This is a genomic window from Caulobacter sp. (assembly GCF_965279145.1).
Taxonomy (GTDB): Bacteria; Pseudomonadota; Alphaproteobacteria; order Caulobacterales; family Caulobacteraceae; genus Caulobacter.
On the sequence record NZ_OZ257139.1, the window covers coordinates 1,444,200 to 1,466,835 of the forward strand.

21 protein-coding genes, 2 tRNA genes and 1 pseudogene are annotated in these 22,636 nt (G+C 67.0%); 14 read left to right on the forward strand and 10 right to left on the reverse strand.

From position 1 onward, the window contains the following. Positions 1–7: 7 nt before the first annotated feature. Entirely contained in the window at positions 8–973 is a 966-nt protein-coding gene (locus ACQY9P_RS06665; RefSeq protein WP_421740023.1) for a complex I NDUFA9 subunit family protein, read from the reverse strand. A gap of 145 nt (positions 974–1,118) precedes the next feature. Between ACQY9P_RS06665 and ACQY9P_RS06670 the strand changes: the two genes are divergently transcribed. The 9 genes from ACQY9P_RS06670 to ptsN all read left to right on the forward strand — a co-directional run bounded on the left by ACQY9P_RS06670 (position 1,119) and on the right by ptsN (position 7,585). After that, positions 1,119–1,205 (forward strand) — tRNA-Leu (locus tag ACQY9P_RS06670). Positions 1,206–1,363: 158 nt separating this feature from the next. Next, on the forward strand, positions 1,364–1,981 hold the full coding sequence (locus ACQY9P_RS06675) for a ribonuclease D (RefSeq protein WP_421740022.1): 618 nt from the start codon (positions 1,364–1,366) through the stop codon (positions 1,979–1,981). Between the two features lie 2 nt (positions 1,982–1,983). Next, a complete protein-coding gene (gene lptC / locus ACQY9P_RS06680; protein WP_421740021.1) occupies positions 1,984–2,604 on the forward strand; it encodes an LPS export ABC transporter periplasmic protein LptC in 621 nt (206 codons plus the stop codon). A 48-nt stretch (positions 2,605–2,652) separates the two neighbouring features. Then, on the forward strand, positions 2,653–3,207 hold the full coding sequence (locus tag ACQY9P_RS06685) for an LptA/OstA family protein (protein WP_421740020.1): 555 nt from the start codon (positions 2,653–2,655) through the stop codon (positions 3,205–3,207). A gap of 16 nt (positions 3,208–3,223) precedes the next feature. Next, positions 3,224–3,985: an LPS export ABC transporter ATP-binding protein gene (gene lptB, locus ACQY9P_RS06690; RefSeq protein ID WP_421740144.1), complete on the forward strand. Its 762-nt coding sequence runs from the start codon at positions 3,224–3,226 to the stop codon at positions 3,983–3,985. A gap of 184 nt (positions 3,986–4,169) precedes the next feature. Next, positions 4,170–5,663, forward strand: coding sequence for an RNA polymerase factor sigma-54 (gene rpoN / locus ACQY9P_RS06695; RefSeq protein WP_421740019.1), 1,494 nt, complete (start codon positions 4,170–4,172; stop codon positions 5,661–5,663). A 77-nt stretch (positions 5,664–5,740) separates the two neighbouring features. Then, complete coding sequence (locus ACQY9P_RS06700) at positions 5,741–6,352, forward strand: exopolysaccharide biosynthesis protein (protein ID WP_421740018.1); 612 nt, start codon at positions 5,741–5,743, stop codon at positions 6,350–6,352. Between the two features lie 50 nt (positions 6,353–6,402). After that, entirely contained in the window at positions 6,403–7,035 is a 633-nt protein-coding gene (gene hpf, locus ACQY9P_RS06705) for a ribosome hibernation-promoting factor, HPF/YfiA family (protein WP_421740017.1), read from the forward strand. 85 nt (positions 7,036–7,120) lie between these two features. Continuing rightward, the gene (gene ptsN / locus ACQY9P_RS06710) at positions 7,121–7,585 is read left to right on the forward strand and encodes a PTS IIA-like nitrogen regulatory protein PtsN (RefSeq protein ID WP_421740016.1); all 465 of its coding nucleotides are present in this window, start codon (positions 7,121–7,123) and stop codon (positions 7,583–7,585) included. Between the two features lie 89 nt (positions 7,586–7,674). Here ptsN and ACQY9P_RS06715 read toward each other — a convergent pair whose 3' ends face one another. The 4 genes from ACQY9P_RS06715 to ACQY9P_RS06730 all read right to left on the reverse strand — a co-directional run bounded on the left by ACQY9P_RS06715 (position 7,675) and on the right by ACQY9P_RS06730 (position 9,364). Then, positions 7,675–7,941 carry a DUF1150 family protein gene (locus ACQY9P_RS06715; protein WP_421740015.1) on the reverse strand — a complete coding sequence of 89 codons (267 nt, stop codon included), beginning with the start codon at positions 7,939–7,941 and terminating at the stop codon, positions 7,675–7,677. A gap of 91 nt (positions 7,942–8,032) precedes the next feature. Then, complete coding sequence (locus tag ACQY9P_RS06720; RefSeq protein WP_421740014.1) at positions 8,033–8,458, reverse strand: Hsp20 family protein; 426 nt, start codon at positions 8,456–8,458, stop codon at positions 8,033–8,035. A gap of 206 nt (positions 8,459–8,664) precedes the next feature. Then, positions 8,665–8,740, reverse strand: a tRNA-Ala gene (locus ACQY9P_RS06725). Positions 8,741–8,893: 153 nt separating this feature from the next. Then, positions 8,894–9,364 carry a TIGR02300 family protein gene (locus tag ACQY9P_RS06730; protein WP_421740013.1) on the reverse strand — a complete coding sequence of 157 codons (471 nt, stop codon included), beginning with the start codon at positions 9,362–9,364 and terminating at the stop codon, positions 8,894–8,896. Between the two features lie 115 nt (positions 9,365–9,479). Between ACQY9P_RS06730 and aroA the strand changes: the two genes are divergently transcribed. From aroA to mscL, 5 genes and pseudogenes are all read left to right on the forward strand, one after another. Continuing rightward, the gene (gene aroA, locus ACQY9P_RS06735) at positions 9,480–10,799 is read left to right on the forward strand and encodes a 3-phosphoshikimate 1-carboxyvinyltransferase (RefSeq protein ID WP_421740012.1); all 1,320 of its coding nucleotides are present in this window, start codon (positions 9,480–9,482) and stop codon (positions 10,797–10,799) included. A gap of 2 nt (positions 10,800–10,801) precedes the next feature. Further along, positions 10,802–11,452, forward strand: coding sequence for a (d)CMP kinase (gene cmk, locus ACQY9P_RS06740; protein WP_421740011.1), 651 nt, complete (start codon positions 10,802–10,804; stop codon positions 11,450–11,452). 133 nt (positions 11,453–11,585) lie between these two features. Beyond that, complete coding sequence (gene rpsA / locus ACQY9P_RS06745) at positions 11,586–13,298, forward strand: 30S ribosomal protein S1 (protein ID WP_421740010.1); 1,713 nt, start codon at positions 11,586–11,588, stop codon at positions 13,296–13,298. 394 nt (positions 13,299–13,692) lie between these two features. Beyond that, entirely contained in the window at positions 13,693–13,977 is a 285-nt protein-coding gene (locus ACQY9P_RS06750) for an integration host factor subunit beta (RefSeq protein WP_035048510.1), read from the forward strand. A 78-nt stretch (positions 13,978–14,055) separates the two neighbouring features. After that, positions 14,056–14,466, forward strand: a pseudogene (gene mscL, locus ACQY9P_RS06755) (large-conductance mechanosensitive channel protein MscL); the annotation flags it as partial. 124 nt (positions 14,467–14,590) lie between these two features. On the opposite strand, the gene ACQY9P_RS06760 reads toward mscL, so the two are convergent. From ACQY9P_RS06760 to adh, 5 genes are all read right to left on the reverse strand, one after another. After that, a complete protein-coding gene (locus tag ACQY9P_RS06760; protein ID WP_421740009.1) occupies positions 14,591–15,367 on the reverse strand; it encodes a TIGR00730 family Rossman fold protein in 777 nt (258 codons plus the stop codon). Positions 15,368–15,449: 82 nt separating this feature from the next. Then, positions 15,450–18,290, reverse strand: coding sequence for a M16 family metallopeptidase (locus ACQY9P_RS06765; RefSeq protein ID WP_421740008.1), 2,841 nt, complete (start codon positions 18,288–18,290; stop codon positions 15,450–15,452). A 90-nt stretch (positions 18,291–18,380) separates the two neighbouring features. Next, a complete protein-coding gene (locus ACQY9P_RS06770; protein WP_428151364.1) occupies positions 18,381–18,953 on the reverse strand; it encodes an SRPBCC family protein in 573 nt (190 codons plus the stop codon). Positions 18,954–18,986: 33 nt separating this feature from the next. Then, the gene (acs, locus tag ACQY9P_RS06775) at positions 18,987–20,927 is read right to left on the reverse strand and encodes an acetate--CoA ligase (RefSeq protein WP_421740006.1); all 1,941 of its coding nucleotides are present in this window, start codon (positions 20,925–20,927) and stop codon (positions 18,987–18,989) included. Between the two features lie 112 nt (positions 20,928–21,039). Beyond that, a complete protein-coding gene (adh, locus tag ACQY9P_RS06780; RefSeq protein WP_421740005.1) occupies positions 21,040–22,560 on the reverse strand; it encodes an aldehyde dehydrogenase in 1,521 nt (506 codons plus the stop codon). Positions 22,561–22,636 lie beyond the last annotated feature (76 nt).

Consider the following 22,636-nt stretch of genomic DNA (forward strand, 5'->3'; position numbering starts at 1 on the left):
CTACGCTCTAGAACGCCCCCGCCGGGGTCGCGGCGTACTGGCCGCCCTTGCGGTAGCGATAGAGGTACGACGGCACGATGGCTTCGATGCTGGTCGGGACGACGCCCGCCTCGGCCAGGCCCGGCAGGCCGTGCTCGGCGACATTGTCGAACTTCAGCAGCTCGACCTGGTCGCTGGTGATCGGCGGCGCGAGCGGCAGGATGCCGGCCTGGATGTCGCCGATCTTGCCCAGCAGCGACGCGGCGAACCAGGGCAGCGGCAGCAGGACGCGGTCGCGGCCGGTCTCGGTCAGGATCAGCTGCAGGATCTCGCGCATCGTGAAGACGCCCGGACCGCCCAGCTCATAGGTCAGGCCCTCGGCCGCCGGGTTGGAGACCGCCCCGGCGATCACGGCGGCCACGTCGCCGACGAAAACCGGCTGCAGGCGCGTGTCGCCGCCCACCAGCGGCAGGGCCGGCGACACGGCGGCCATCTGGCCAAACCGGTTGAAGAACTGGTCCTCGGGGCCGAACACCACCGACGGACGGACGATCACAGCGCCCGGGAAGGCGGCGCGGACGGCCTCTTCGCCCTCGGCCTTGGTGCGGGCGTACTTGGAGTCCGAGTTGGCGTCGGCGCCGATGGCGCTGATCTGCACGAAGCGGCTGACGCCGCCGGCCTTGGCGCGTTCGGCGACGGTCTTGGCGCCCATCACGTGGACGGCCTGGAATTTCTGACGGCCGGACTCGTAGAGGAGCCCGACCAGGTTAACGCAGGCTTCCGCGCCTTCGAGCGCCCGCGTCACCGAGGCGACGTTGCGGACATTGGCCTGGACCACCTCGATCTGGCCGACGTCGCCCAGCATGCGCATGCGGTAGGCGAGGTTGGGCTGGCGCACCGCCACCCGTACGCGGTGACCCGCCTTGGCGAGCTGCCGCACGACCTGGCTGCCGACGAAGCCGGAGCCGCCGAACACCGTGACCAGACCTTGCATCTTGTATCCTCGTCGCCTGCGATGAAGCGGGGGATAGACGACCGCGAGGCGGTTCGCAACGAATTGCGCGATTTGTCGATTGACGCGGTCAAAAGCTTTCCCTAAACGTCCCGGCCTCGCGGCGATCCAAGCGGTTGCTTCGCGGGCCCAGGTGGCGGAATTGGTAGACGCGCTGGCTTCAGGTGCCAGTGACTGAAAGGTCGTGGAGGTTCGAGTCCTCTCCTGGGCACCACCCCCTACCAACCTTCGAAAGAAGGTCGGGGTGGCGCCACAAAGATCCTTCCGATGGATATCTCGTTCGCCGTGGCTATAGTGTCGCGCGCCCCAACGGGTGTGCGGGCGCCGGACGGCGCATGTCGTTCAGCCGCGTCGCCGGAGAATTCTGAAGCCTTGGCCAATTTTGTTCATGTGGGCGACCTGCCCGACGGCGTGTTCGCCGGCGCGACCGCGATCGCGATCGATTCGGAAACCATGGGCCTGCGCCTGGGGCGCGACCCCCTGTGCGTGGTGCAGCTGTCGTCGGGCGACGGCAACGCCCACGTGGTGCAGCTGGACCGCTCCACCTATGACGCGCCCAATCTCAAGCGCCTGCTGACCGATCCGGCGATTCTGAAGCTTTTCCACTTCGGCCGCTTCGATATCGCCATGTTCCTGCTGCATCTGGGCGTGATGACCACGCCCGTCTACTGCACCAAGATCGCCTCGAAGCTGGCCCGCACCTACACCGATCGCCACGGACTCAAGGACGTGACGCGCGAACTTCTCGGCGTGGAGCTGTCCAAGGCCCAGCAGAGCTCTGACTGGGGCGCGGCGACGCTGAGCCCCGAACAGGTGGCCTATGCCGCCTCTGACGTGCTGCACCTGCATGGTCTGCGCGATCGCCTCAACGCCATGCTCGAGCGCGAGGGCCGCATGGCCCTGGCCCAGGCGTCCTTTGACTTCCTGCCCCACCGCGCGGCCCTCGACCTGGCCGGGTGGGAGGACGTCGACATCTTCGCGCATACCTGACCATGACGGCGGTCTCGGCCACGGCGGGACGCTCGATCGCCCGGGACCTGGGGCGGTGGCGCCGGCGCTCGCGCCTGATCCGGACGCTGCGGATCCTGCTGCCGGCCGGCATCGCCGGGATTCTGCTTTATGTGGCCAGCGAGGTGGGCTGGCGCTCGATGCAGGCGGCCTCGCGGCCGGCCGCCGAGGCCAAGACCCAGATCCGCATGATCGCGCCGCGCTTCTATGGCCAGTCCAGCGACGGCCGCAGCTTCATGATCACCGCCCGCTCGGCGCTGCGCGACGACAAGGACATGATGATCGTGCGGCTGGATTCGCCGACCCTGACCCTGGGTTTCGACGAGCCCCAGCCCAGCCGGGTGACGGCGAAGTCCGGCGTCTACCGCGAAGACACCCTGAAACTGCAGCTGAACGGCGATGTCCGCATCGACGACGGCGGCGGTTATCGCTTCGCGTCGGAGCAGGCCATGGTCGACACCATGACCGGAAATATCACCGGCGAGACCACAATGCTGGGCGAAGGCCCGACGGGGCAGGTGAAATCCAACGCCTACTCCGTATATGACAAGGGTGACCGCGTCGTTTTCAGGGGCGGGGTTCGCACTCGGCTCGAACGGAAGTAAGAAGACGCACGCGGCTTGGCCGTGAGCGCGAGAGATGAGGACTCTGACTTGAAGCAGCGTTGGATGGCGGCGGCGGCGATGACCGCACTGATCCTGGCGAGCGGCGGCGCGGCCTTCGCCCAGATCGCCAACGACTCCAGCGCGCCCGTGGACATCTCCGCGGACCAGCAGGAGAACATCAACAGCCAGTGCCGCACGATCTTTAGCGGCAATGTCGAGATGCTGCAGGACAAGAGCCGCATGCGCGCCAGCGTGGTCAACGCCTATTCCAAGCGCAAACCGGGCCAGAGCGGCTCGAACGCCTGCGGCGACGTCGATCACATCGAGGCCGACGGCGACGTCTATTTCGTCAACCAGACCCAGACGGTGCGGGGCGACCACGCGGTCTACACCTATGCCAACGACACGATCGTGATCACCGGCAATGTCATCGTGCTGCGTGGCCAGGACGTGGCGCGCGGCGACCGGATGACGGTCAACACCAAGACCAATGACGTGAAGCTGGAATCCAATACCAAGGGTCGCGGCAAGCCGGGCCGGGTGCGGTCGGTGATCTATCCCGACGACTCCAAGGACCAGCAACCCGCCGCTGGCGATCGCTAGGACCGCCCGGATGAAGATGACGCCCCTCGGCGGTTCCAATCGCCCCGACGCCGACGGCCTGTTTGTCGACGCCATCGGCAAGTCGTTCGGCGACCGCCCGGTGGTCAAGAGCGTGTCCCTGCGCCTCAAGCGCGGCGAGGTCGCGGGCCTGCTGGGTCCCAACGGCGCCGGCAAGACCACCTGCTTCTACATGATCACCGGCCTGATCGCCGCCGACTACGGCTCGATCTATCTGGACGGCGAGGACATCACCGCCCAGCCGATGTTCCAGCGCGCCCGGCTGGGCGTCGGCTATCTGCCGCAGGAAGCCTCGATCTTCCGGGGCATGACGGTCGAGCAGAACGTCATGGCCGTGGTCGAAATGCGCGAGAAGAGCCAGCGCGCGGCCGCCGAGACGGTGACCAACATCCTCGAGGAACTGCGGATCACCCATATCCGCAAGTCGCCGGCCGTGGCCCTGTCGGGCGGCGAGCGGCGCCGCGTGGAAATCGCCCGGGCGCTGGCCAGCGAACCGTCCTTCATGCTGCTGGACGAGCCGTTCGCCGGCATCGACCCGCTGGCGATCGCCGACATCCGCGAGGTCATCGGCTATCTGAAGAAGCGCGGCATCGGCATCCTGATCACCGACCACAATGTTCGCGAGACGCTTGATATCATCGATCGCGCGTCAATCATTCACGCGGGCGAGGTGCTGTTCGAAGGCTCGCCCAAGGAAATCGTCGACGATCCCGAAGTCCGTCGCGTCTATCTGGGCGATCATTTCGCCGAGCGCGTCTAAAAACATTTCTCTGTCAAAAGAGTAGCTTATCGCGCGCGGCCGGCCAGCCGCGCGCGATTTTCGTTGCACCGGAACGGGACTGAAGGTCGCACCGGCCCGGATATTGCAGGCGTTGGGGAGCCGTTAACCTAGTTGGCCTTTCAATGGCGGTCGAAACGTCTTTCGATTTGCCCAGGAGGGCGCATTGGCTCTCGGCCATCGACTAGAACTCCGGCAAGGCCAGGGCCTCGTCATCACACCGCAGCTGCAGCAGGCGATCAAGCTGCTGCAACTGTCCAATATCGAGCTCGACGCCTTCGTCGAGGCCGAGCTTGAGCGCAATCCGCTTCTGCAACGCGATGAGGGCGAGAGCGAGCCCGCGACCGAGATCGACCGCGAGCCGGCGGCCAGCGACCTGGGCGTCGACATCGTGGCCGAGGGCTCGGCCAATCACGAGATGGACGCCACGCCCGACGATGTCTCGCCCGGCGAACGCGCCTCGGGCGATGGCGAGCAGGCCCAGGAGGCCGGTGGCCAGATCGACTGGTCACGCGCCGGCGGCGGCGGCTCGTTCGAGCATGACGGCGACTATGAAGGCGCCCTGACGGCCGTTCCGACCCTGTCCGAACACCTCAACGGCCAGTTGGCCCAGGCCGGCCTGTCGGCGTCCGAGCAGATGATCGCCGGCGTGCTGATCGACGGCGTCGACGAGGGCGGCTATCTGCGCCTGGACCTGGCCGACACGGCCGAGCGGCTGGGATGCGCCCAGACCCTGGTCGAGAGCGTCCTGACCGTGCTTCAGGGCTTTGAGCCCACCGGCGTGTTCGCCCGCGACGTCCGCGAATGCCTGGCCCTGCAGCTGAAGGATCAGAACCGCTACGACCCGGCCATGGCCGCCCTGCTCGACAATCTCGACATGCTGGCGCGCCGCGACATGAACAGCCTGCGCCGGGTCTGCGGGGTCGACGACGAGGATCTGCGCGAGATGATCGCCGAGATCCGCGCCCTGACCCCCCGCCCGGGCGCGGCCTTCAACAGCGACACCGCCGAGACCCTGGTCCCGGACGTCCATGTCCGCGAGGGGCTTGGCGGCATGTGGCATGTCGAACTGAACACCGACACCCTCCCCCGGGTGCTAGTGGATCAGCGCTATCACGCCCGGGTTTCCAAGGGCGCGCGGACCGACCAGGAAAAGACCTTCGTCTCCGACTGCATGGCCACCGCCAACTGGCTGGTGAAGAGCCTGGACCAGCGGGCCAAGACCATCCTGAAGGTCTCCAGCGAGATCGTCCGCCAGCAGGACGGCTTTCTCGCCTATGGCGTCGAGCATCTGCGCCCGCTGAACCTGAAGACCGTCGCCGACGCCATCGGCATGCATGAGAGCACGGTCAGTCGGGTCACCTCGAACAAGTACATCGCCACCCCGCGCGGCGTGTTCGAGCTGAAGTTCTTCTTCACCTCGGCCATCCAGTCGTCCGAAGGCGGAGAGGCGCACTCGGCCGCCAGCGTCCGTCACAAGATCAAGGGCCTTGTCGACGCCGAGAAGGTCGAGAAAGACGTCCACTCCGACGACGCCATCGTCGAGATCCTGAAGGCGGCCGGCGTCGACATCGCGCGCCGCACCGTGGCCAAGTACCGCGAGGCGCTGCGTATTCCGTCATCTGTGGAGCGTCGGCGGCTGATGAAGGAAGCCTGCTGATCAAATCGGCCGGTGCGGCATATCTTCACGACCCTTTCTCCTGATCGGCGTTATAGGATCGCGGACCAGGAGTGAGCATGTCCACCGAAAGCCTAGCTGATGTGATCGAGGGGTTTGGCGAGGACGTTCGTCCGATCCTCACCGTCGGTCAGATGCTGGACGCTTTCGACAGCCGCGCCTTCGGGGCGATGCTGTTCGTGTTCGGCGCGCTGAACTGCCTGCCGCTGCCGCCGGGCTCCTCGACGATCCTCAGCCTGCCGATCCTGCTGCTGGCCCCCCAGGTCGCCCTCGGCGCCGACGCGCCTTGGCTGCCGCGCCGGATGATCGACCGGCCGGTCAGGCGCGACGACCTGCGCGGTCTGTTCCGCAAGCTCACCCCCGTGGTCAAGCGGATGGAACTGATCACCAGGCCCCGCCTGGGATGGCTGTTCACGCCGCTGGGCGAGCGGATGATCGGGGTGGTGTGCACCCTGTTGGCCCTCGTCCTCATTTTGCCTATCCCCCTGGGCAACCTCGCGCCCGGCGCGACGGTCGCTCTCCTGTCGCTGGCGCTGCTGCAGAGGGACGGCCTTCTGGCCCTGGCGGGCTATCTGATGGCCTTTGTGAGCCTGGGCCTGCTGTTCGTCAGCGCGGGGGTCGTGGCGGCCGCCGTTCACAAGATCATCGGTCTTGTTTCGAGCTTTTTCTGAACCCATTACGGCCGCTTGACACCGTCTCTGGACAGGCGCGTTGTTACGGCATGCAAGTCCAAGTCTCCGGCAAGCATGTCGACGTTGGTGAGGCTCTGCGAGCGCGAGTCTCCGACGAAATCACCCTGAGCATCGGCAAGTATTTTGACCGCGGCGGCGCCGCCGACGTGGTCATCAGCAAGGAGGGCCACGCCTTCCGCGCCGACTGTTCGGTAAAGCTGGCTTCGGGTCAGCAACTCCTTAGCCATGGATCGGGCGGTGACGCCCATGCGGCGTTTGACGCCGCCCTGGCCAAGATCGAGACAAGGATCAGGCGCTACAAGCGACGACTGAAAAGCCACTCCATCGCGGCCACGGCCAAGCAGGCCGAGAACGCTGCGATGTACGTGCTGCGGGCTCCCGACATCAATGACCACGAGGATGACGACTGGGGCGGTGACGAGGACCACCCCGCCGGCGCGCCTTCGGCCATGATCATCGCCGAGACCCAAGCCTCGTTGAAGATAATGACCGTTTCCATGGCTGTCATGGAACTGGACTTGACCGAGTCCCAGGCAATCGTGTTTAGGAACGCCGCTCACGACGGATTGTCCGTGGTGTACAGGCGGCCAGACGGAAATATCGGCTGGATCGACCCCGAACGCACGAAGTCGCTGAACGGGAACGGGTCAACCGCGAGCTAACGGATTCCTGTCAGGATCCTGGACGTTCGGGGAAACCCTCAGCAACGGCGTTTCGGCGACCGACAGCGAGCGAGCGTTTAAGTCCATGACTATCGCCGATCTCTTGGACCCTGGGGCGGTGGCGCTACGCGTCAGCGCGCCAGGCAAGCGTCAGGTCCTCGGCGTCATTGCCGACGTCGCCGCCCGGGTTCTGGGCGTCGACGCCGACGTGGTGCTGGAAGGCCTGATGGAGCGCGAGGCGGCCGGCTCGACCGGCGTCGGCCAGGGCGTAGCCATCCCCCATGCCCGCATCGAGGGTCTGGATCGTGTGCGCGCCATCTTTGTGCGCCTGGAAACGCCGGTGGCGTTCGGGTCTGTCGATGACAAACCCGTGGACCTGCTGCTGGCCCTGCTCGCTCCCCCGGAAGCCAACGCCCAGCACCTGCGGTCTCTGGCGCGGGTGTCGCGCATGATGCGCCAGCCCGAGCTGCGCGAGGGCCTGCGTCAGGCGCGATCGGCTGACGCCGTGCACGTTCTGCTGGCGCATGAGGCGACCAGCAGCGCGGCCTGACGTCCTTGGTCTGAAATTCTTCCGGCGCTGAGCGCTTCACGCGCCATCAGCCTGCAAGGCGCGGAGGAAGGCTCTCCGCGCCCCTGGGGTCAGTGCACCGAAACCGGCGCCAGTTCATGGGCGATGGCGGCCGCGACCGCCGTGTCGCGATCGACCATCACGGCCAGGCGCGCGCCGTCGGCGCGGCAGACCGCATAGAGCGTCTGGTCGGGGCTGAGATCGAAATCGGTCGTGCCGACGGGCGCGTCGGCCAGGATTTCGGCGGCCTTGATCGGCCGGACATAGACCAGATCCGGCGCGCCGAGCGCGGCGAAGGCTTCCGTCGTAAAGACCGAGGCTTGGGTATTGGGTGTCATGATGACCACCTCCTTCGAATAGGGAACGCGCCGCGTCACGCCCGGTTCATGGGGCTGTCAGGCGCGTGGGAAAGTCTGTCGCCGCTGTCGGTCAGGCGACCGAGCGAATGGGGATGCGCTTGACCAGGCGCTCTGGACGCGGCCGGGCCAGGTCGATGTGCAGGAGGCCGTGCTCCAGGGTCGCCGCGGTGACCTCTATGCCCTCGGCCAGCACGAAGGTGCGAACAAAGCCCCGCGCCGCGATCCCGCGATGCAGGAACGCCCTGTCGGCCTCGGCCCGGCTCTCAGGCTCGCGCTTGCCCGCCACCACCAGCTGGCCACCCTCGACGGTCACATGGAGCTGGTCGGGCGAGAACCCGGCGACGGCCAGGGTAATGCGCACCCCGCCTTCGTCATCCTGCTCGACATTGTAGGGCGGATAGCTTTCGGACGCGGCCTTGGCCGCGCGCTCGATCAGGTCTCGGGTGTGTTCGAAGCCCAGGAGAAAGGGGCTGTCGAACAGAATCGTTCGGGTCATCGCGAAGTCCTTCGCAAAAGCGACTTCGTTCGCGCGGTCATGACCCGGGATCGGCGCCTGGCCGCGCAACGTATTTTCTAGGTGGAGGCTTGGGTCGGCCGGTTCAAGGCGCCCTGATGGTCAAGTTCAGCGGCAAACCGCCGCGACAGCGCGTCGCCAGGAACCAGACATGGAAACGGCCGCTTCCTTTAGGGAAGCGGCCGTTTTGGTGGAGCTTAGCGGAGTCGAACCGCTGACCTCTTGCATGCCATGCAAGCGCTCTACCAGCTGAGCTAAAGCCCCGAGGTCCTTGGTTTCCCAAGAGAACCTTGGTGTTTCTCGTCGGTTCCGAACGTGTCGTCCCCGGCGAGGCGCGATGTCTATGCCGGGAGGGTTTTTGGATCAACCCTCCCGGCGAACTTTTTTCGAAGAATTTTTCGAAGGCTGTTTCAGGCCCTACAGATCGTCGTCGTCAGCGCCCGGAAGACCTTCGATTTCGTCTTCAAGAGCGTCGTCGTCGTCCTCGTCCTCGAGGAACGGCACGTCGTCGGCCTCGTCTTCGGCGAGATCCTCGTCCTCGGCGAAGTCGACGCCCAGGTCATCACCACCCGCGGGGGTCGGCGTACCCGGATCGGCGTCTTCGTCGTCGGTCTCGATGACGTCCGGCTCGACCTTGTCGATTTCCGGGGTCTCATCGACCTCGTCCTCGAAGCCGTCCTCGTCCTTGGGCGCGGGGGCGGGCTTCTCGTCCTCGGCGTCATAATCCGGCGTGACAGCGCGAGCCCGGACGCGGCGCGATTTGAGCGCCTCTTCCGGGTCGAACGACTCGCCGCATTTGGGGCAGACCGCCGGACGGCGGCCGAGGTCATAGAATTTCGATTGGCAGTTGGGGCAAATTTGTTTTGCGCCCAATTCGGGATTGGCCAAGAGGCGAACCTTTGATCCAGATGGGAAAAGCGGCCGGTGACTTGCCATGACCAAGGCCCGCTGTCAAAAGCAATCCCCTCGCGAAAACCACCAAGATCAGGGAGCCGGTTTCGGCATGACGGCTGCTGGACTGAAGAGCGGGCCTGGCGGGGCCCTTCGCGGCGTCGTCCGGGCCCCCGGCGACAAGTCGATTTCGCACCGCTCGATGATCCTCGGCGCCCTGGCTCAGGGCACCACCACGGTCGAGGGTTTGCTTGAGGGCGATGACGTCCTGGCGACCGCGCGGGCCATGCAGGCCTTCGGCGCGCGCGTCGAACAGGAGGGCGTCGGTCGCTGGCGCATCGAGGGCAATGGCGGCTTCGTCGAGCCCTCGGATGTCATTGACTGCGGCAATGCCGGCACCGGCGTGCGCTTGATCATGGGCGCGGCGGCCGGATTTCCCATCTGCTCCACCTTCACCGGCGACGCCTCCCTGCGCGGCCGACCGATGGGCCGGGTTCTGGACCCCCTGGCCCGCATGGGCGCGACCTGGTTTGGCCGCGACAAGGGCCGACTGCCCCTGACGCTGAAGGGCGGAAATCTGCGCGGCCTGACCTATCGGCTGCCGATGGCCTCGGCCCAGGTGAAATCGGCCGTGCTACTGGCCGGCCTGCACGCGGAGGGCGGCGTCGAGGTCATCGAGCCGGAAGCCACCCGCGACCATACCGAGCGCATGCTGCGCGCTTTCGGCGCCGAAGTGATCGTGGAAGACCGCGATGGCGTCCGTCACATCCGCCTGCCCGAGGGCCAGGCTCTGACTGGAACCCACGTGTCGGTGCCCGGCGATCCGTCGTCGGCTGCTTTCCCGCTGGTCGCCGGCCTGATCGTTCCAGGCTCGGAAGTGACCGTCGAGGGCGTGATGCTCAACGTCCTGCGCACCGGCCTCTTCACGACGCTGAAGGAAATGGGCGCGGATCTGGTGATCTCGAACGTCCGGATGTCGAGCGGCGAGGAAGTCGGCGACATCACCGCCCGCTATTCGCAAATGAAGGGCGTCGTCGTGCCGCCCGAGCGGGCGCCGGCTATGATCGACGAATATCCGATCCTGGCCGTGGCCGCCGCCTTCGCCGAGGGCGAGACGGTGATGCGCGGCGTGGGCGAGATGCGGGTCAAGGAAAGCGATCGCATCAGCTTGACCGCCAATGGCCTCAAGGCCTGCGGCGTTCAGGTGGTGGAGGAGCCGGAAGGCTTCATCGTCACCGGAACCGGCCAGGCGCCCAAGGGCGGAGCCACGGTCACCACCCACGGCGATCACCGCATCGCCATGAGCCACCTCGTCCTGGGCCTCGCCGCCCAGCAGGGCGTGGCGGTGGACGAGCCGGGCATGATCGCCACCAGCTTCCCGGGCTTCGCCGACATGATGCGCGGCCTCGGCGGCGACCTGTCGGAAGCCTGAGCATGGCCTTCGTCATCGCCGTCGACGGTCCCGCCGCCTCCGGCAAGGGCACGGTCGCCAGCCGGCTGGCGGCGCTCTACGGCTACGAGATGCTGGATACGGGCCTGCTCTACCGGGCGGTAGGGGTGCGCCTGCTGAACACGGGCGGTGATCTGGACGACGCGGTCGCCGCTGAGGCCGCTGCCAAGGGCCTGGACCTCTCTGAGCTGGAAAGCGCCCAGGTGCGCACCCGCGCCGCCGGCGAGGCCGCCAGCCGGGTGGCGGTGCATCCAGGCGTCCGCGCGGCCCTGTTCGCCCTGCAGCGCGGCTTCACCACCCGCGAGCCGGGCAGCGTGATCGATGGCCGCGACATCGGCACGGTCATCGCCCCCGAGGCGCCGGCCAAGCTCTACGTCACCGCCAGCCCGGAAATCCGCGCGGAGCGGCGCTGGAAACAGCTGTCGGGACAGGGCGAGACGGTCAGCTTTGACGACGTCCTGGCCGACATCCACAAGCGCGACGCCCGCGACGGCGGTCGCGAGAGCGCGCCCATGACCCAAGCCCCAGACGCCGTCTTGCTCGACACGTCGGAAATGACTATAGAGCAGGCCTTCGATGCGGCCCGCCGCATTGTCGAGACGGCGCGCGCCCGGTCGGGAAACCTCCCGGGCTAATCTAACGCCCGCCTCGCCGCCGCTTAGGAAGCTGCGGATCCGCATCAAAAATCACCCAACCCGGAATCCCCAGAACCGTCATCCGACGGCCTTCGCCAATGGGGAGTCCCTCAACACGAGACTAAACATCAGCATGGCTGACGATATGAGCTTCAACCCGACGCGCGACGATTTCGAAGCGCTGCTTAACGATTCCATGGGCGGCCGCGACTTCCAAGAAGGCACCGTCGTCAAGGGTATCGTTGTCGGGATCGAGAAAGACTTCGCGATCATCGACGTCGGTCTGAAGACCGAAGGTCGCGTTCCCCAGAAGGAATTCGGCGTCGACGAAACCGGCAAGCCCACCATCAAGGTCGGCGACTCGGTCGAAGTCTTCCTGGAACGCCTGGAAAACGCCCTGGGCGAAGCGGTCATCAGCCGCGAAAAGGCCAAGCGCGAAGAAGCCTGGACCCGTCTGGAAGGCGTCTACGCCCAGAACGTCCCGGTGCTCGGCGCCATCGTCGGTCGCGTCAAGGGCGGCTTCACCGTCGACCTGGGCGGCGCCTCGGCGTTCCTGCCCGGCTCGCAAGTCGACATCCGCCCGGTGCGCGACGTCGGCCCGCTCATGGGCAAGGAACAGCCCTTCGCCATCCTCAAGATGGACCGTCCGCGCGGCAACATCGTCGTCTCGCGTCGCGCCATCCTGGAAGAAGCCCGCGCCGAGCAGCGCACCGAACTGGTGTCGCAGCTGCAAGAGGGTGAAATCCGCGAAGGCGTCGTCAAGAACATCACCGACTACGGTGCGTTCGTTGACCTGGGCGGCATCGACGGCCTGCTGCACGTGACCGACATGAGCTGGAAGCGCGTCAACCACCCGAGCCAAGTGCTCGCCGTGGGCGACACCGTGAAGGTCCAGATCGTCAAGATCAACCCGGACACCCAGCGCATCAGCCTCGGCATGAAGCAGCTGCAGTCGGATCCGTGGGATGGTGTTGAAGCCAAGTACCCGGTCGGCGCCAAGTTCACGGGCCGCATCACCAACATCACTGACTACGGCGCGTTTGTTGAGCTGGAAGCCGGCGTTGAAGGCCTGGTCCACGTCTCGGAAATGTCCTGGACCAAGAAGAACGTCCACCCCGGCAAGATCGTCTCGACCTCGCAGGAAGTCGACGTGGTCGTGCTGGACGTCGATCCGTCCAAGCGTCGCGTGTCGCTGGGCCTGAAGCAGGCTCTGGCCAACCCGTGGGATTCGTTCCTCGAAACCCACCCGGTCGGCTCGACCGTCGAAGGCGAAGTCAAGAACGCGACCGAATTCGGTCTGTTCATCGGCCTCGACAACGACATCGACGGCATGGTGCACCTGTCGGACATCGACTGGAGCGCGTCGGGCGAAGAAGCCATGGCTCGCTACAAGAAGGGCGACATGGTCAAGGCGAAGGTTCTCGACGTCGACGTCGAGAAGGAACGCATCTCGCTGGGCATCAAGCAGCTGGGCGGCGATCCGATGTCGGGTGACACCTATCGCAAGGGTCAGACCGTCACCGTCACCGTGACCGAAGTGACCACCGGCGGCATCGAAGTTCGCTTCGGCGAAGACGACGCCCTGATGACCGCGTTCATCCGCAAGTCGGACCTGTCGCGCGACCGTCAGGAACAGCGCCCCGAGCGCTTCGCCGTGGGTGACCGCGTCGACGCTCAGATCACCAACATCGACAAGGCGGCCCGCCGCGTTTCGATGTCGATCAAGTCGCTGGAAATGGCCGAAGAGAAGGAAGCCATCGAGCAGTTCGGCTCGTCGGACTCCGGCGCTTCGCTGGGCGACATCCTGGGCGCGGCTCTCCGCGAACGGGCTACCCCCAAGGAATAGTCTTCCGTCCCTTTCGGACTGAAGTCAGCGGCGGCCGGAGCGATCCGGCCGCCGTTTTCTTTGCGCACTGCCTGGCTAACTCATTGGTCCGGCGAAGGTTTGGTAAAGGCCGCGGCCACCATGACCTGACCGGGCGGGTCTTTCTTCCGCCCAAGATCGCGTTCGCAAGCTTCGACCCTTTTCCCGACCCTGGCGGATCCGTCCATGCGCGCCCCGAGCGATTTCCGAGACGAATGACGCTCCAAGCTGCAGCGCCCGGGTTGATTCTTGTCTGCCTCAGTTCGAGCGCCCAGCCCGGCGGCGAGCGAGAATCGCAAGCAGCCTCTTGAAGACTCAACAACCCTTGGGCAAAGGTCCGGTCGCGCCAGTCCTCCCTCCGGCGCCGGGGATATCGATGATCAAGTCTGAACTCATCGCCAGGCTCGCGAATGAAAATCCGCACCTGACGCAGAAGGACGTCGAGCGCGTGGTCGGCGTGATCCTGGAGCGCATGATCGGCGCGCTCGAAGGTGGCGGCCGCGTGGAGCTGCGGGGCTTCGGCGCCCTGTCGGTGCGTTCGCGTCCGGCCCGCTCGGGTCGCAACCCGCGCACGGGCGAAACGGTCGATGTTCGCGCCAAGCACGTGCCCTTTTTCAAGAGCGGCAAGGAACTGCGCGCGCGCCTCAACGCCGACGAGTAGTCGACGCGCAATCTTGACCTGAATGGGCGAACGCCTTCAGCCTTGCGGCGGGTTCAGTCACCGGCGAGGTCATGGCGCATGAGCATCTTCAAGGAATTCCGCGAGTTCATCTCGCGCGGCAACGTCGTCGATCTGGCCGTGGGCGTGATCATCGGCGCGGCGTTCAACGGCATCGTCAAGAGCCTGGTCGACCAGGTGATCATGCCGCCGATCGGCCTCCTGACCGGCGGCCTGGACTTCTCGAAACTGGAATGGGTGCTCAAGCCCGAAGATCCGGCCACGGACGCCATCGAGAAGGTCGCCGTGCAGTATGGCGCCTTCATCAACACCCTGATCCAGTTCCTGATCGTGGCGGCGGTGGTTTTCCTGCTGGTCAAGGCGGTCAACAGCATCCGTCGCGCCGAGGCCGCCGAGCCGGGTCCCAGCGAGCCGTCAGCCCCGACGACGGGCGAAGCCCTGCTGATGGAAATCCGCGACCTGCTGGCGAGGACTCCGGCAAGCACCCCGGCGACCCCGAAGGCGGCTGCCGCGCCCAAGGCGGCGTCAACAGCCAAGCCCGCCGCCAAGGCCCCGGCGCCCAAGGCGGCCAAGCCCAGGGCCAAGGGTTAGGCCCTCAAGTGGTCGGCGCGCCCTGGAGCTCGATGCAGCCCCCGGGCTTCACGCCGCCGGCCAGCAGAGCCGTCCAGACGCCCTCGGCGTCCTCGGCGAACTGGAAGAGCTCCAGGTCCTTGGCGGCGATCATGCCGTGCTCGGCCAGGGCGTCGAAGTTCAGCACCGCGCGCCAGTAGCTTTCATCGACCAGCACGATGGGGATCGGCGGGGCCTTGTCTGTCTGGCGCAGGGTCAGAATCTCGAACAGTTCGTCGAAGGTGCCAAAGCCGCCCGGGAAAACCACCAGGGCGTTGGCCCGCATGGCCAGGTGCATCTTGCGCATGGCGAAATAGTGGAAGCGAAACGACAGCTCCGGCGTCGCATAGGGATTGGGCGACTGCTCGTGAGGCAGGGTGATGTTGAAGCCGACCGATGGGGCCCCCGCCTCGAACGCGCCCCGGTTGGCCGCTTCCATGATCCCGGGGCCGCCGCCGGTGGCGATCACATTGTCTCGCGGCCCCATCGCGCCCAGGGCGCCGCCGCGCTCCGAGGCCAGCCGGCCAAAGGCGCGCGCTGTCGCATACCAGTCGGCCTGCCGGCCGGGCCCATGCTCGCCCACCCGGGCGCTGCCGAAGACGACGATGGTTGATCGCACGCCCCAGGTCCGCAGCGCTTCCTCGGCCTTGGCGTATTCCAGAAGGAACCGGACCCCGCGCATCGGATCGCTGAGCAGAAAGTCCTGATCGAGCGCGGCGAGCCGATAGGAGGGTGAGGCCAGCTGGGCGGCGTTGTCGGGCATGGGATCTCCGGCGGCGGTCACGGGCGACGCGCGACCTCCCGGAACGACCTGGGGCCGATCCGGGCGGTCGCGCGCGGGGTCGCTACTTACCGCTGGTCAGGCTGGGGCTGTCCAGATCAAGCTTGGCGGCCGGGATCACCGTGGCGCCGGGAACAGCCCTGGTCAGGGCCTCGCCCATGACCTTGGCGTCGCCCGCGACGATGACGCTGGTCTGCGCGGGGTCCAGCAGGCCCTTGGCGAAGGCCTGGACGTCGCTGGCGCTGACCGCCTCGACCTTGCTGGCATAGACCTTGATCTCGTCCAGCGGCACGCCATAGACGGCCAGGTTGCCCAGGATGTTGGCCAGGCCTTCCGAAGTGCCCAGGTCACGGCCAAAGCCGCCGACCAGCACCGACTTGCGGGCGGTCAGCTCGCCGGCCGTCGCGGGCTCGGCGGCCAGGCGGGTCAGCTCCGAGCGGACCAGGCCCACAACCTCGCCGGCCGACTCGTTCTTGGTCTGCACCCGGGCCGCGAAGCCGCCGAACTGGCCCTGGGGCGTCAGGCTGGACCCCGCGCCATAGGACAGGCCGCGCTTGATGCGGATTTCCTGGTTCAGACGCGAGCTGAAGCCGACGCCCAGCACGGTGTTGGCGACCAGGCCCGAATAGTAGCGGGGGTCGGCGCGGGTGATGGCCGGCTTGGCCAGCACCACAGAGGCCTGACCCGTGCCCGGCAGGTCGATGACCAGGTTGCGCGGCTTGTAGGCTGTCGGGGCCGCCGGCGTGATGGGCGGCGGGGTGGAGGGCTTTTTCCAGCCGCCGAAGGCCTGCTCGGCGAGGGCGAAGCCGGCCTCGGGCGTCAGGTTGCCGGTCAGCACCAGGATGGCGTTGTCCGGACGCCAGGCGGCGGCGTGGGTCTTGACCAGGTCCTCGCGCTTGATCTTCGGCAGCGAGCCCGGGGTGCCGCCCGCCACGTGGCCATAGGCCGAGCCGGCATAAAGGATGGTGGGCGTGGCGAAGCCGGTCAGGCCGCCGGGGCGCTGGAACGACACCGACAGGCTGTCGAGGGTCTCGGCCCGCACGCGGTCCAGTTCATCGGCCTTGAAGGTCGGGTTCTGGGCGACGTCGGCCATGATCGTCATGGCGGCCGGCGCCTTGTCGGCGATGACGCTGAGGGTCAGGGACGAAGATTCCCAGCCAGAGCCGGCCTCCAGGTTGGCGCCGAGGGCTTCGGTCTGACGAGCGATATCAACCGCGCCGCGCGTCTTGGTGCCTTCGGTCAGCAGTTCCGAGGTCAGGCTGGACGTGCCGGCCAGACCGGCGGGATCGGAGCTGGCGCCGCCGCGCACGGTCAGGTCGGCGGTGATCAGCGGCAGGTCGCTGGATTTGGCGACGATGACGCGCAGGCCGTTGGCCAGGGTCTTCTCGACGGGCGAGGGCAGGACCGCCGGGACGGGGGCGGCCACGGCCGGCGGCTTTTGACGCTCGGCCTCGGGCGCCAGGGTGATGACCGCGCCGTCGAACTTCACCGAGGCGACCTTGGGGGCGACCGGGGTCACGTCCTTCTCGCCGGCCGGTCGCGCCGATTCCGGCAGATAGCGGATCACCGTGCGGCGATCATCGGCCAGATAGGTCCGGGCCACGCGCTGCACGTCGGCGGCGGTCACCTTCTGCAGGTCGGCAAGGTCGGTATTGGCGCGCGCGGCGTCGCCTTCGGTCTGCAGGGCGTAGCCGATGGCGAAGGCGCGGCCGTCGATCTCCTCGCGCTTGCGCACGGCGTCGGCCAGCAGGCCGGTCTTGGCCTCGGCCAGTTCGGCCTCGGTGGGCGGGGCGTCGCGCAGGCGGGCGACCTGGGCGCGCAGGGCCGCTTCGCCCTGCTCGGCGGTCTTGCCGCCGGCCATGATCGCGCCGAGATAGAAGATGCCGGGCTGGGCGTTGCCATTGCCCGACGAGAACACCGACTGGGCGATCTTCTGCTCATAGACCAGGCTGTCATAGAGCCGCGAGGACTTGCCGCCCGACAGGATGGCGTCCAGCACGGTCAGGGCCGCTGAGTCCCTGGCGGCGGCCGGCGGAGCCTGCCAGGTGATGGCCAGGGCCGGCAGCGGCACGTTGGGGCCATAGGTGTTGACGGTCTTGGGACCGGTGCGGGCCGGCTCGACCACGGTCACCTTGGGCAGCGGCGTCGCGGGCGTCTTCAGAGGCGCGAAATACTTGTCGATCATCGCCGACAGTTCGGCTTCGTCGAAATTGCCAGCCACGATCAGGGCGGCGTTGTCGGGGCGATAATAGGTGGCGTGGAAGGCGCGGACGTCATCGACCGTGGCCGCGTCGAGCTCTTCGATCGAGCCGATGCCGGGGCGCTTGTAGGGGTGGTCGGTGAACGACTGCTGGGTGATGTAGAGCGAGAACAGGCGACCATAGGGATTGGCCAGCACGCCCTGGCGCAGCTCCTCCTTCACGACGTTGCGTTCCGAGACGAAGGTCGGCTCGTCGATCACGAGGGTCGAGAGGCGGTCGGCCTCGGCCCAGAGCAGGCGCTCCAGATGATTGGCCGGCACCACCTCGTAGTAGTTGGTGAAGTCGTCCCAGGTGGAGGCGTTGTTGAAGCCGCCGACATCCTCGGTCAAGCGGTCGAGCGTCTCGCTGGGCATGTTGCGGGTCGACTTGAACATCAGGTGTTCGAACAGGTGCGCGAAGCCCGAGCGGCCGTTGGGATCGTCCTTGGAGCCGACGCCGTACCAGACCTGCACCGAGACGTTCGGTGTGGAGGTGTCGCGCGCCGTGAACACCTTCATGCCGTTGGCCAGCACCCGCTGCTTGTAGACGATCGGCGGCACGGCGATCGCTGCATCGGCGACGGGCGCGGCGAAGGCCATCGGCGACAGGGCGGTGGTGGACAGGGCCAGCGCCACGAGGGCTGCCTTGGCGGCGGGACGGATCATGCAGTGAGCTCCAGCGAACACGGTTGGCCGGACCCTATCACCGCGCCGCGAGAGCGAAACCTTACCGTCCTGTCATGAAGGGGCCAGGGCCTATTCGCTGGCCTCGCACTCGCGACGCAGGGCGCGCAGGGCGTCGGGGACATCGCGGCGCATCAGGCCGCTGAGGATCGGGACCGGGACGGCGAAGGGGGCGGCGGCCCACATTTCGTAGGTCACCCGCGTGCTCGCGCCGGCATTGATCGGCTGCAGCGTCCAGACGCCTTCGCAGGCCCGGATGTCGCCGCCGACGCAGGTGAAGCGGATCGTGCGGTCGGAGTCGATCTCCACGCGGGACGTGGAGCGCAGGGTCGGCAGGAAGAAGCCCCACTTGACCAGGTGTTCGCGCAGCTCCGAGCGGCCGTCGGGCGCGCGGGAAATCACCCGGCAGCGCTTGACCCCGGGGGTCATCCGCGCGGCGCGGTCGCAATCCAGTATGGTGCGCCAGACCACCGCGGCTGGGGTCGAAATGTCGATGGCCGCCTTGACCATGCCGCCGCGTCCGTGGGCGTCGGCGCTGGCCTCGACGGGAATGTCGCCGGCCCGCAGCCGTTCGGCCCAGTCGGTCGCGGCCCAGGCGGGTCTGGCCAGGCACAGCAGCAGAAAAAGGGAGAGGAGCCGGCGCATCATACTGACGCTAACGCGCCGGCGGGCTTTCCGTTAGGCCCCGGCCCGATTTTTCACCAGATCATCGACCACCGACGGGTCGGCCAGGGTCGAGGTGTCGCCCAGGCTGCCCAGTTCGTTCTCGGCGATCTTGCGCAGGATGCGGCGCATGATCTTGCCCGAGCGGGTCTTGGGCAGGCCAGGAGCCCACTGGATGATATCGGGCGCGGCGAAGGGGCCGATCTCGTGACGGACCCACAGGACCAGGGCCTTGCGAAGGTCTTCGGTGGGTTCGACCCCGGCGTTGAGGGTGACATAGGCATAGACGCCCTGGCCCTTGATGTCGTGCGGGCAGCCGACGACGGCGGCCTCGGCGACCGTCTCGTGGGCCACCAGGGCGCTCTCGATCTCGGCCGTGCCCAGGCGGTGGCCCGAGACGTTGATCACGTCATCGACCCGTCCGGTGATCCAGTAATAGCCGTCGGCGTCGCGGCGGCAGCCGTCGCCGGTGAAATACTTGCCCGGATAGGTCGAGAAGTAGGTCTCGAAGAACCGGCTGTGGTCGCCATAGACCGTGCGCATCATGCCAGGCCAGCTGTCGGTGATGACCAGGTTGCCCTCGGTCGCGCCGTCCAGCACCAGGCCTTCGGCATCGACCAGCTGCGGCTTGACGCCGGGCAGGGGCTTTGAGGCCGAGCCGGGCTTGAGGTCGGTCGCGCCGGGCAGCGGGGTGATCAGCATCCCGCCGGTCTCGGTCTGCCACCAGGTGTCGACGATCGGCAGCTTCTCCTTGCCGACCACGCGGTGGTACCAGAGCCAGGCCTCGGGATTGATCGGCTCGCCGACGCTGCCCAGCAGGCGCAGGCTCGACAGGTCGTTCTTGGTGACCCAGTCGTCGCCCTCGCGCATCAGGGCCCGAAGGGCGGTGGGGGCGGTGTAGAAGATCTCGACCTTGTGCTTGTCGATCACCTCCCAGAACCGGCTGGGGGTGGGATGGTTGGGCACGCCCTCGAAGATCAGGCTGGTCCCGCCATTGGCCAGCGGGCCATAGACGACATAGCTGTGGCCCGTGACCCAGCCCACGTCGGCCGTGCACCAGAAGACCTCGCCGGGCTTGTAGTCGAACACCGCCCAGAAGGTCCACGACGCCCAGGCCAGATAGCCGCCGGTGGTGTGCAGCACGCCCTTGGGCTTTCCCGTCGAGCCGGAGGTGTAGAGGATGAACAGCGGGTCCTCGGCGTTCATCGGCTCGGGCGCGCAGTCGGCCGACACGGCGTCGCGCACATCCTGCCAGACGATGTCGCGGTTCTTGACCAGCGGCACGTCGGCGCCGGTCCAGCGCACCATCAGCACCTTGCCCACCCAGGGGCAGTGCTTGAGCGCCTCGTCCATATTGGCTTTCAGCGGCACGCGCTTGCCGCCCCGCTTGCCCTCGTCGGCGGTGATCACGAAGTGCGAGGCGCAATCCTGGATGCGGCCGGCGATCGACTCGGGCGAGAACCCGCCGAACACCACCGAGTGCACCGCGCCGATCCGCGCGCAGGCCAGCATGGCGACGGCGGCGATCGGGATCATCGGCAGGTAGATCGTCACCCGATCACCCTTCTGGACGCCCTGCACCTTGAGGACGTTGGCCATGCGGCAAACCTCCTCGTGCAGCTGTCCATAGGTCAGGGTGTCGGAGGTTCCGGGCTCGTCGCCTTCAAAGATGAGGGCGATCTCGTCCTTCTTGTGCGGCAGGTGGCGGTCGATGCAGTTGGCGCTGACGTTCAGCACCCCGTCGGCGTACCAGCGGATGCGGAAGTCGTCCTTGTTGAACGACACGTCCTTGATCTGGGTGGGCGCCTTGATCCAGTCCAGCCGGGCGGCGATATCGCGCCAGTAGCCTTCGGGATCAGCCTGCACGCGCGCCAGCGCGGCCTCATAGGCGGCAGCGTCGACATGCGCCGACTTCGCCAGGGCTTCTGGAACCGGGAACACCTGTCCTTCGCTCACGCCGTTTTCTCCCTTGGTCTTGTTGTGGCCGGAGTATGCGAAGGCGAAGGCGCGGCGCAAGAAGACCAATCCGGTTTCCCGCGCCGCGTCGCCCGATCCGGCGTTTTTATTGTCAGAAGAAGCCAAGCGCCTTGGGGCTGTAGCTGACCAGCATGTTCTTGGTCTGCTGGTAGTGGTCGAGCATCATCTTGTGGTTCTCGCGACCCACGCCCGACTGCTTGTAGCCGCCGAAGGCGGCGTGGGCGGGATAGGCGTGGTAGCAGTTGGTCCACACCCGGCCCGCCTGGATGCCCCGCCCGAAGCGGTAGCAGCGGTTGGCGTCGCGGCTCCACACCCCGGCGCCCAGGCCAAAGGCGGTGTCGTTGGCGATCTCGAGGGCCTCGGCCTCATCCTTGAAGGTGGTCACGGCCAGGACGGGGCCGAAGATCTCTTCCTGGAAGATCCGCATCTTGTTGTGGCCCTCGAACACGGTCGGCTCGACATAGTAGCCGTCGGACAGCAGGCCCGGCAGGATCTTGCGCTTGCCGCCGGTCAGCAGCTTGGCGCCCTCGTCGCGGCCGATGTCCATGTAGCCGAGGATCTTGTTCAGCTGCTCCTCGGACGCCTGGGCTCCGATCATGGTGGCCGGGTCCAGCGGGCTGCCCTGGACGACGGCGTTCACGCGCTTGAGGGCGCGCTCCATGAACCGCTCATAGATCGACTCCTGCACCAGGGCCCGGCTGGGGCAGGTGCAGACCTCGCCCTGGTTGAGGGCGAACATGGTGAAGCCCTCCAGCGCCTTGTCGAAATAGTCGTCGTCCTCGCGGGCCACGTCGTCGAAGAAGATGTTGGGCGACTTGCCGCCCAGTTCCAGGGTGACCGGGATCAGGTTCTGGCTGGCGTACTGCATGATCAGCCGGCCGGTGCTGGTTTCGCCGGTGAAGGCGATCTTGGCGACGCGTGGGCTGGAGGCCAGCGGCTTGCCGGCCTCGACGCCGAAGCCGTTGACGATGTTGAGCACGCCGGGCGGCAGCAGATCGCCGACCAGCTCGACCCAGACCATGATGCTGGCGGGAGTCTGCTCGGCGGGCTTGAGCACCACGCAGTTGCCGGCCGCCAGGGCGGGGGCCAGCTTCCAGCAGGCCATCAGCAGCGGGAAGTTCCATGGGATGATCTGGCCGACCACGCCCAGGGGTTCGTGGAAGTGGTAGGCGATAGTGTCGTGGTCGATCTCGCTGATCGAGCCTTCCTGGCCGCGCAGGCAGCCAGCGAAATAGCGGAAGTGGTCGATGGCCAGGGGCAGGTCGGCGGCCAGGGTCTCGCGGATCGGCTTGCCGTTGTCCCAGGTCTCGGCCGTGGCCAGAAGCTCGAGATTGGCCTCCATCCGGTCGGCGATCCGCAGCAGGACCAGTGAACGATCGGCGGCGCTGGTCTTGCCCCAGGCGTCCTTGGCCGCATGGGCGGCGTCGAGGGCGCGTTCGATGTCCTCGGCCTGCGAGCGGGCGATCTCGCAGATCTTCTTGCCGTGGATGGGCGAGGCATTGTCGAAATAACGACCGTCGGCCGGGGGCGCCCACTGTCCGCCGATGAAGTTGTCATAGCGGGCCTTGAAGGGCGGACGCGAAAGCGAGTCGATGAACTCTGGCTTGGTCATGGTTTCCTCCGTCGCGCCTTGAGCGGCGTCTGGAGGTCAGGCTAGGGGCGCGCGAAGGCCGGGAGTCGGTCCGGCG

Bases quoted from the DNA above. Each gene is read 5' to 3' on its own strand.
- ACQY9P_RS06665 (WP_421740023.1), bottom strand. From the start codon at position 973: ATGCAAGGTCTGGTCACGGTGTTCGGCGGCTCCGGCTTCGTCGGCAGC.
- lptC (WP_421740021.1), top strand. From the start codon at position 1,984: ATGACGGCGGTCTCGGCCACGGCGGGACGCTCGATCGCCCGGGACCTG.
- lptB (WP_421740144.1), top strand. From the start codon at position 3,224: ATGACGCCCCTCGGCGGTTCCAATCGCCCCGACGCCGACGGCCTGTTT.
- ACQY9P_RS06700 (WP_421740018.1), top strand. From the start codon at position 5,741: ATGTCCACCGAAAGCCTAGCTGATGTGATCGAGGGGTTTGGCGAGGAC.
- hpf (WP_421740017.1), top strand. From the start codon at position 6,403: ATGCAAGTCCAAGTCTCCGGCAAGCATGTCGACGTTGGTGAGGCTCTG.
- ptsN (WP_421740016.1), top strand. From the start codon at position 7,121: ATGACTATCGCCGATCTCTTGGACCCTGGGGCGGTGGCGCTACGCGTC.
- ACQY9P_RS06715 (WP_421740015.1), bottom strand. From the start codon at position 7,941: ATGACACCCAATACCCAAGCCTCGGTCTTTACGACGGAAGCCTTCGCC.
- ACQY9P_RS06720 (WP_421740014.1), bottom strand. From the start codon at position 8,458: ATGACCCGAACGATTCTGTTCGACAGCCCCTTTCTCCTGGGCTTCGAA.
- aroA (WP_421740012.1), top strand. From the start codon at position 9,480: ATGACGGCTGCTGGACTGAAGAGCGGGCCTGGCGGGGCCCTTCGCGGC.
- cmk (WP_421740011.1), top strand. From the start codon at position 10,802: ATGGCCTTCGTCATCGCCGTCGACGGTCCCGCCGCCTCCGGCAAGGGC.
- rpsA (WP_421740010.1), top strand. From the start codon at position 11,586: ATGGCTGACGATATGAGCTTCAACCCGACGCGCGACGATTTCGAAGCG.
- ACQY9P_RS06750 (WP_035048510.1), top strand. From the start codon at position 13,693: ATGATCAAGTCTGAACTCATCGCCAGGCTCGCGAATGAAAATCCGCAC.
- ACQY9P_RS06760 (WP_421740009.1), bottom strand. From the start codon at position 15,367: ATGCCCGACAACGCCGCCCAGCTGGCCTCACCCTCCTATCGGCTCGCC.
- ACQY9P_RS06765 (WP_421740008.1), bottom strand. From the start codon at position 18,290: ATGATCCGTCCCGCCGCCAAGGCAGCCCTCGTGGCGCTGGCCCTGTCC.
- ACQY9P_RS06770 (WP_428151364.1), bottom strand. From the start codon at position 18,953: ATGCGCCGGCTCCTCTCCCTTTTTCTGCTGCTGTGCCTGGCCAGACCC.
- adh (WP_421740005.1), bottom strand. From the start codon at position 22,560: ATGACCAAGCCAGAGTTCATCGACTCGCTTTCGCGTCCGCCCTTCAAG.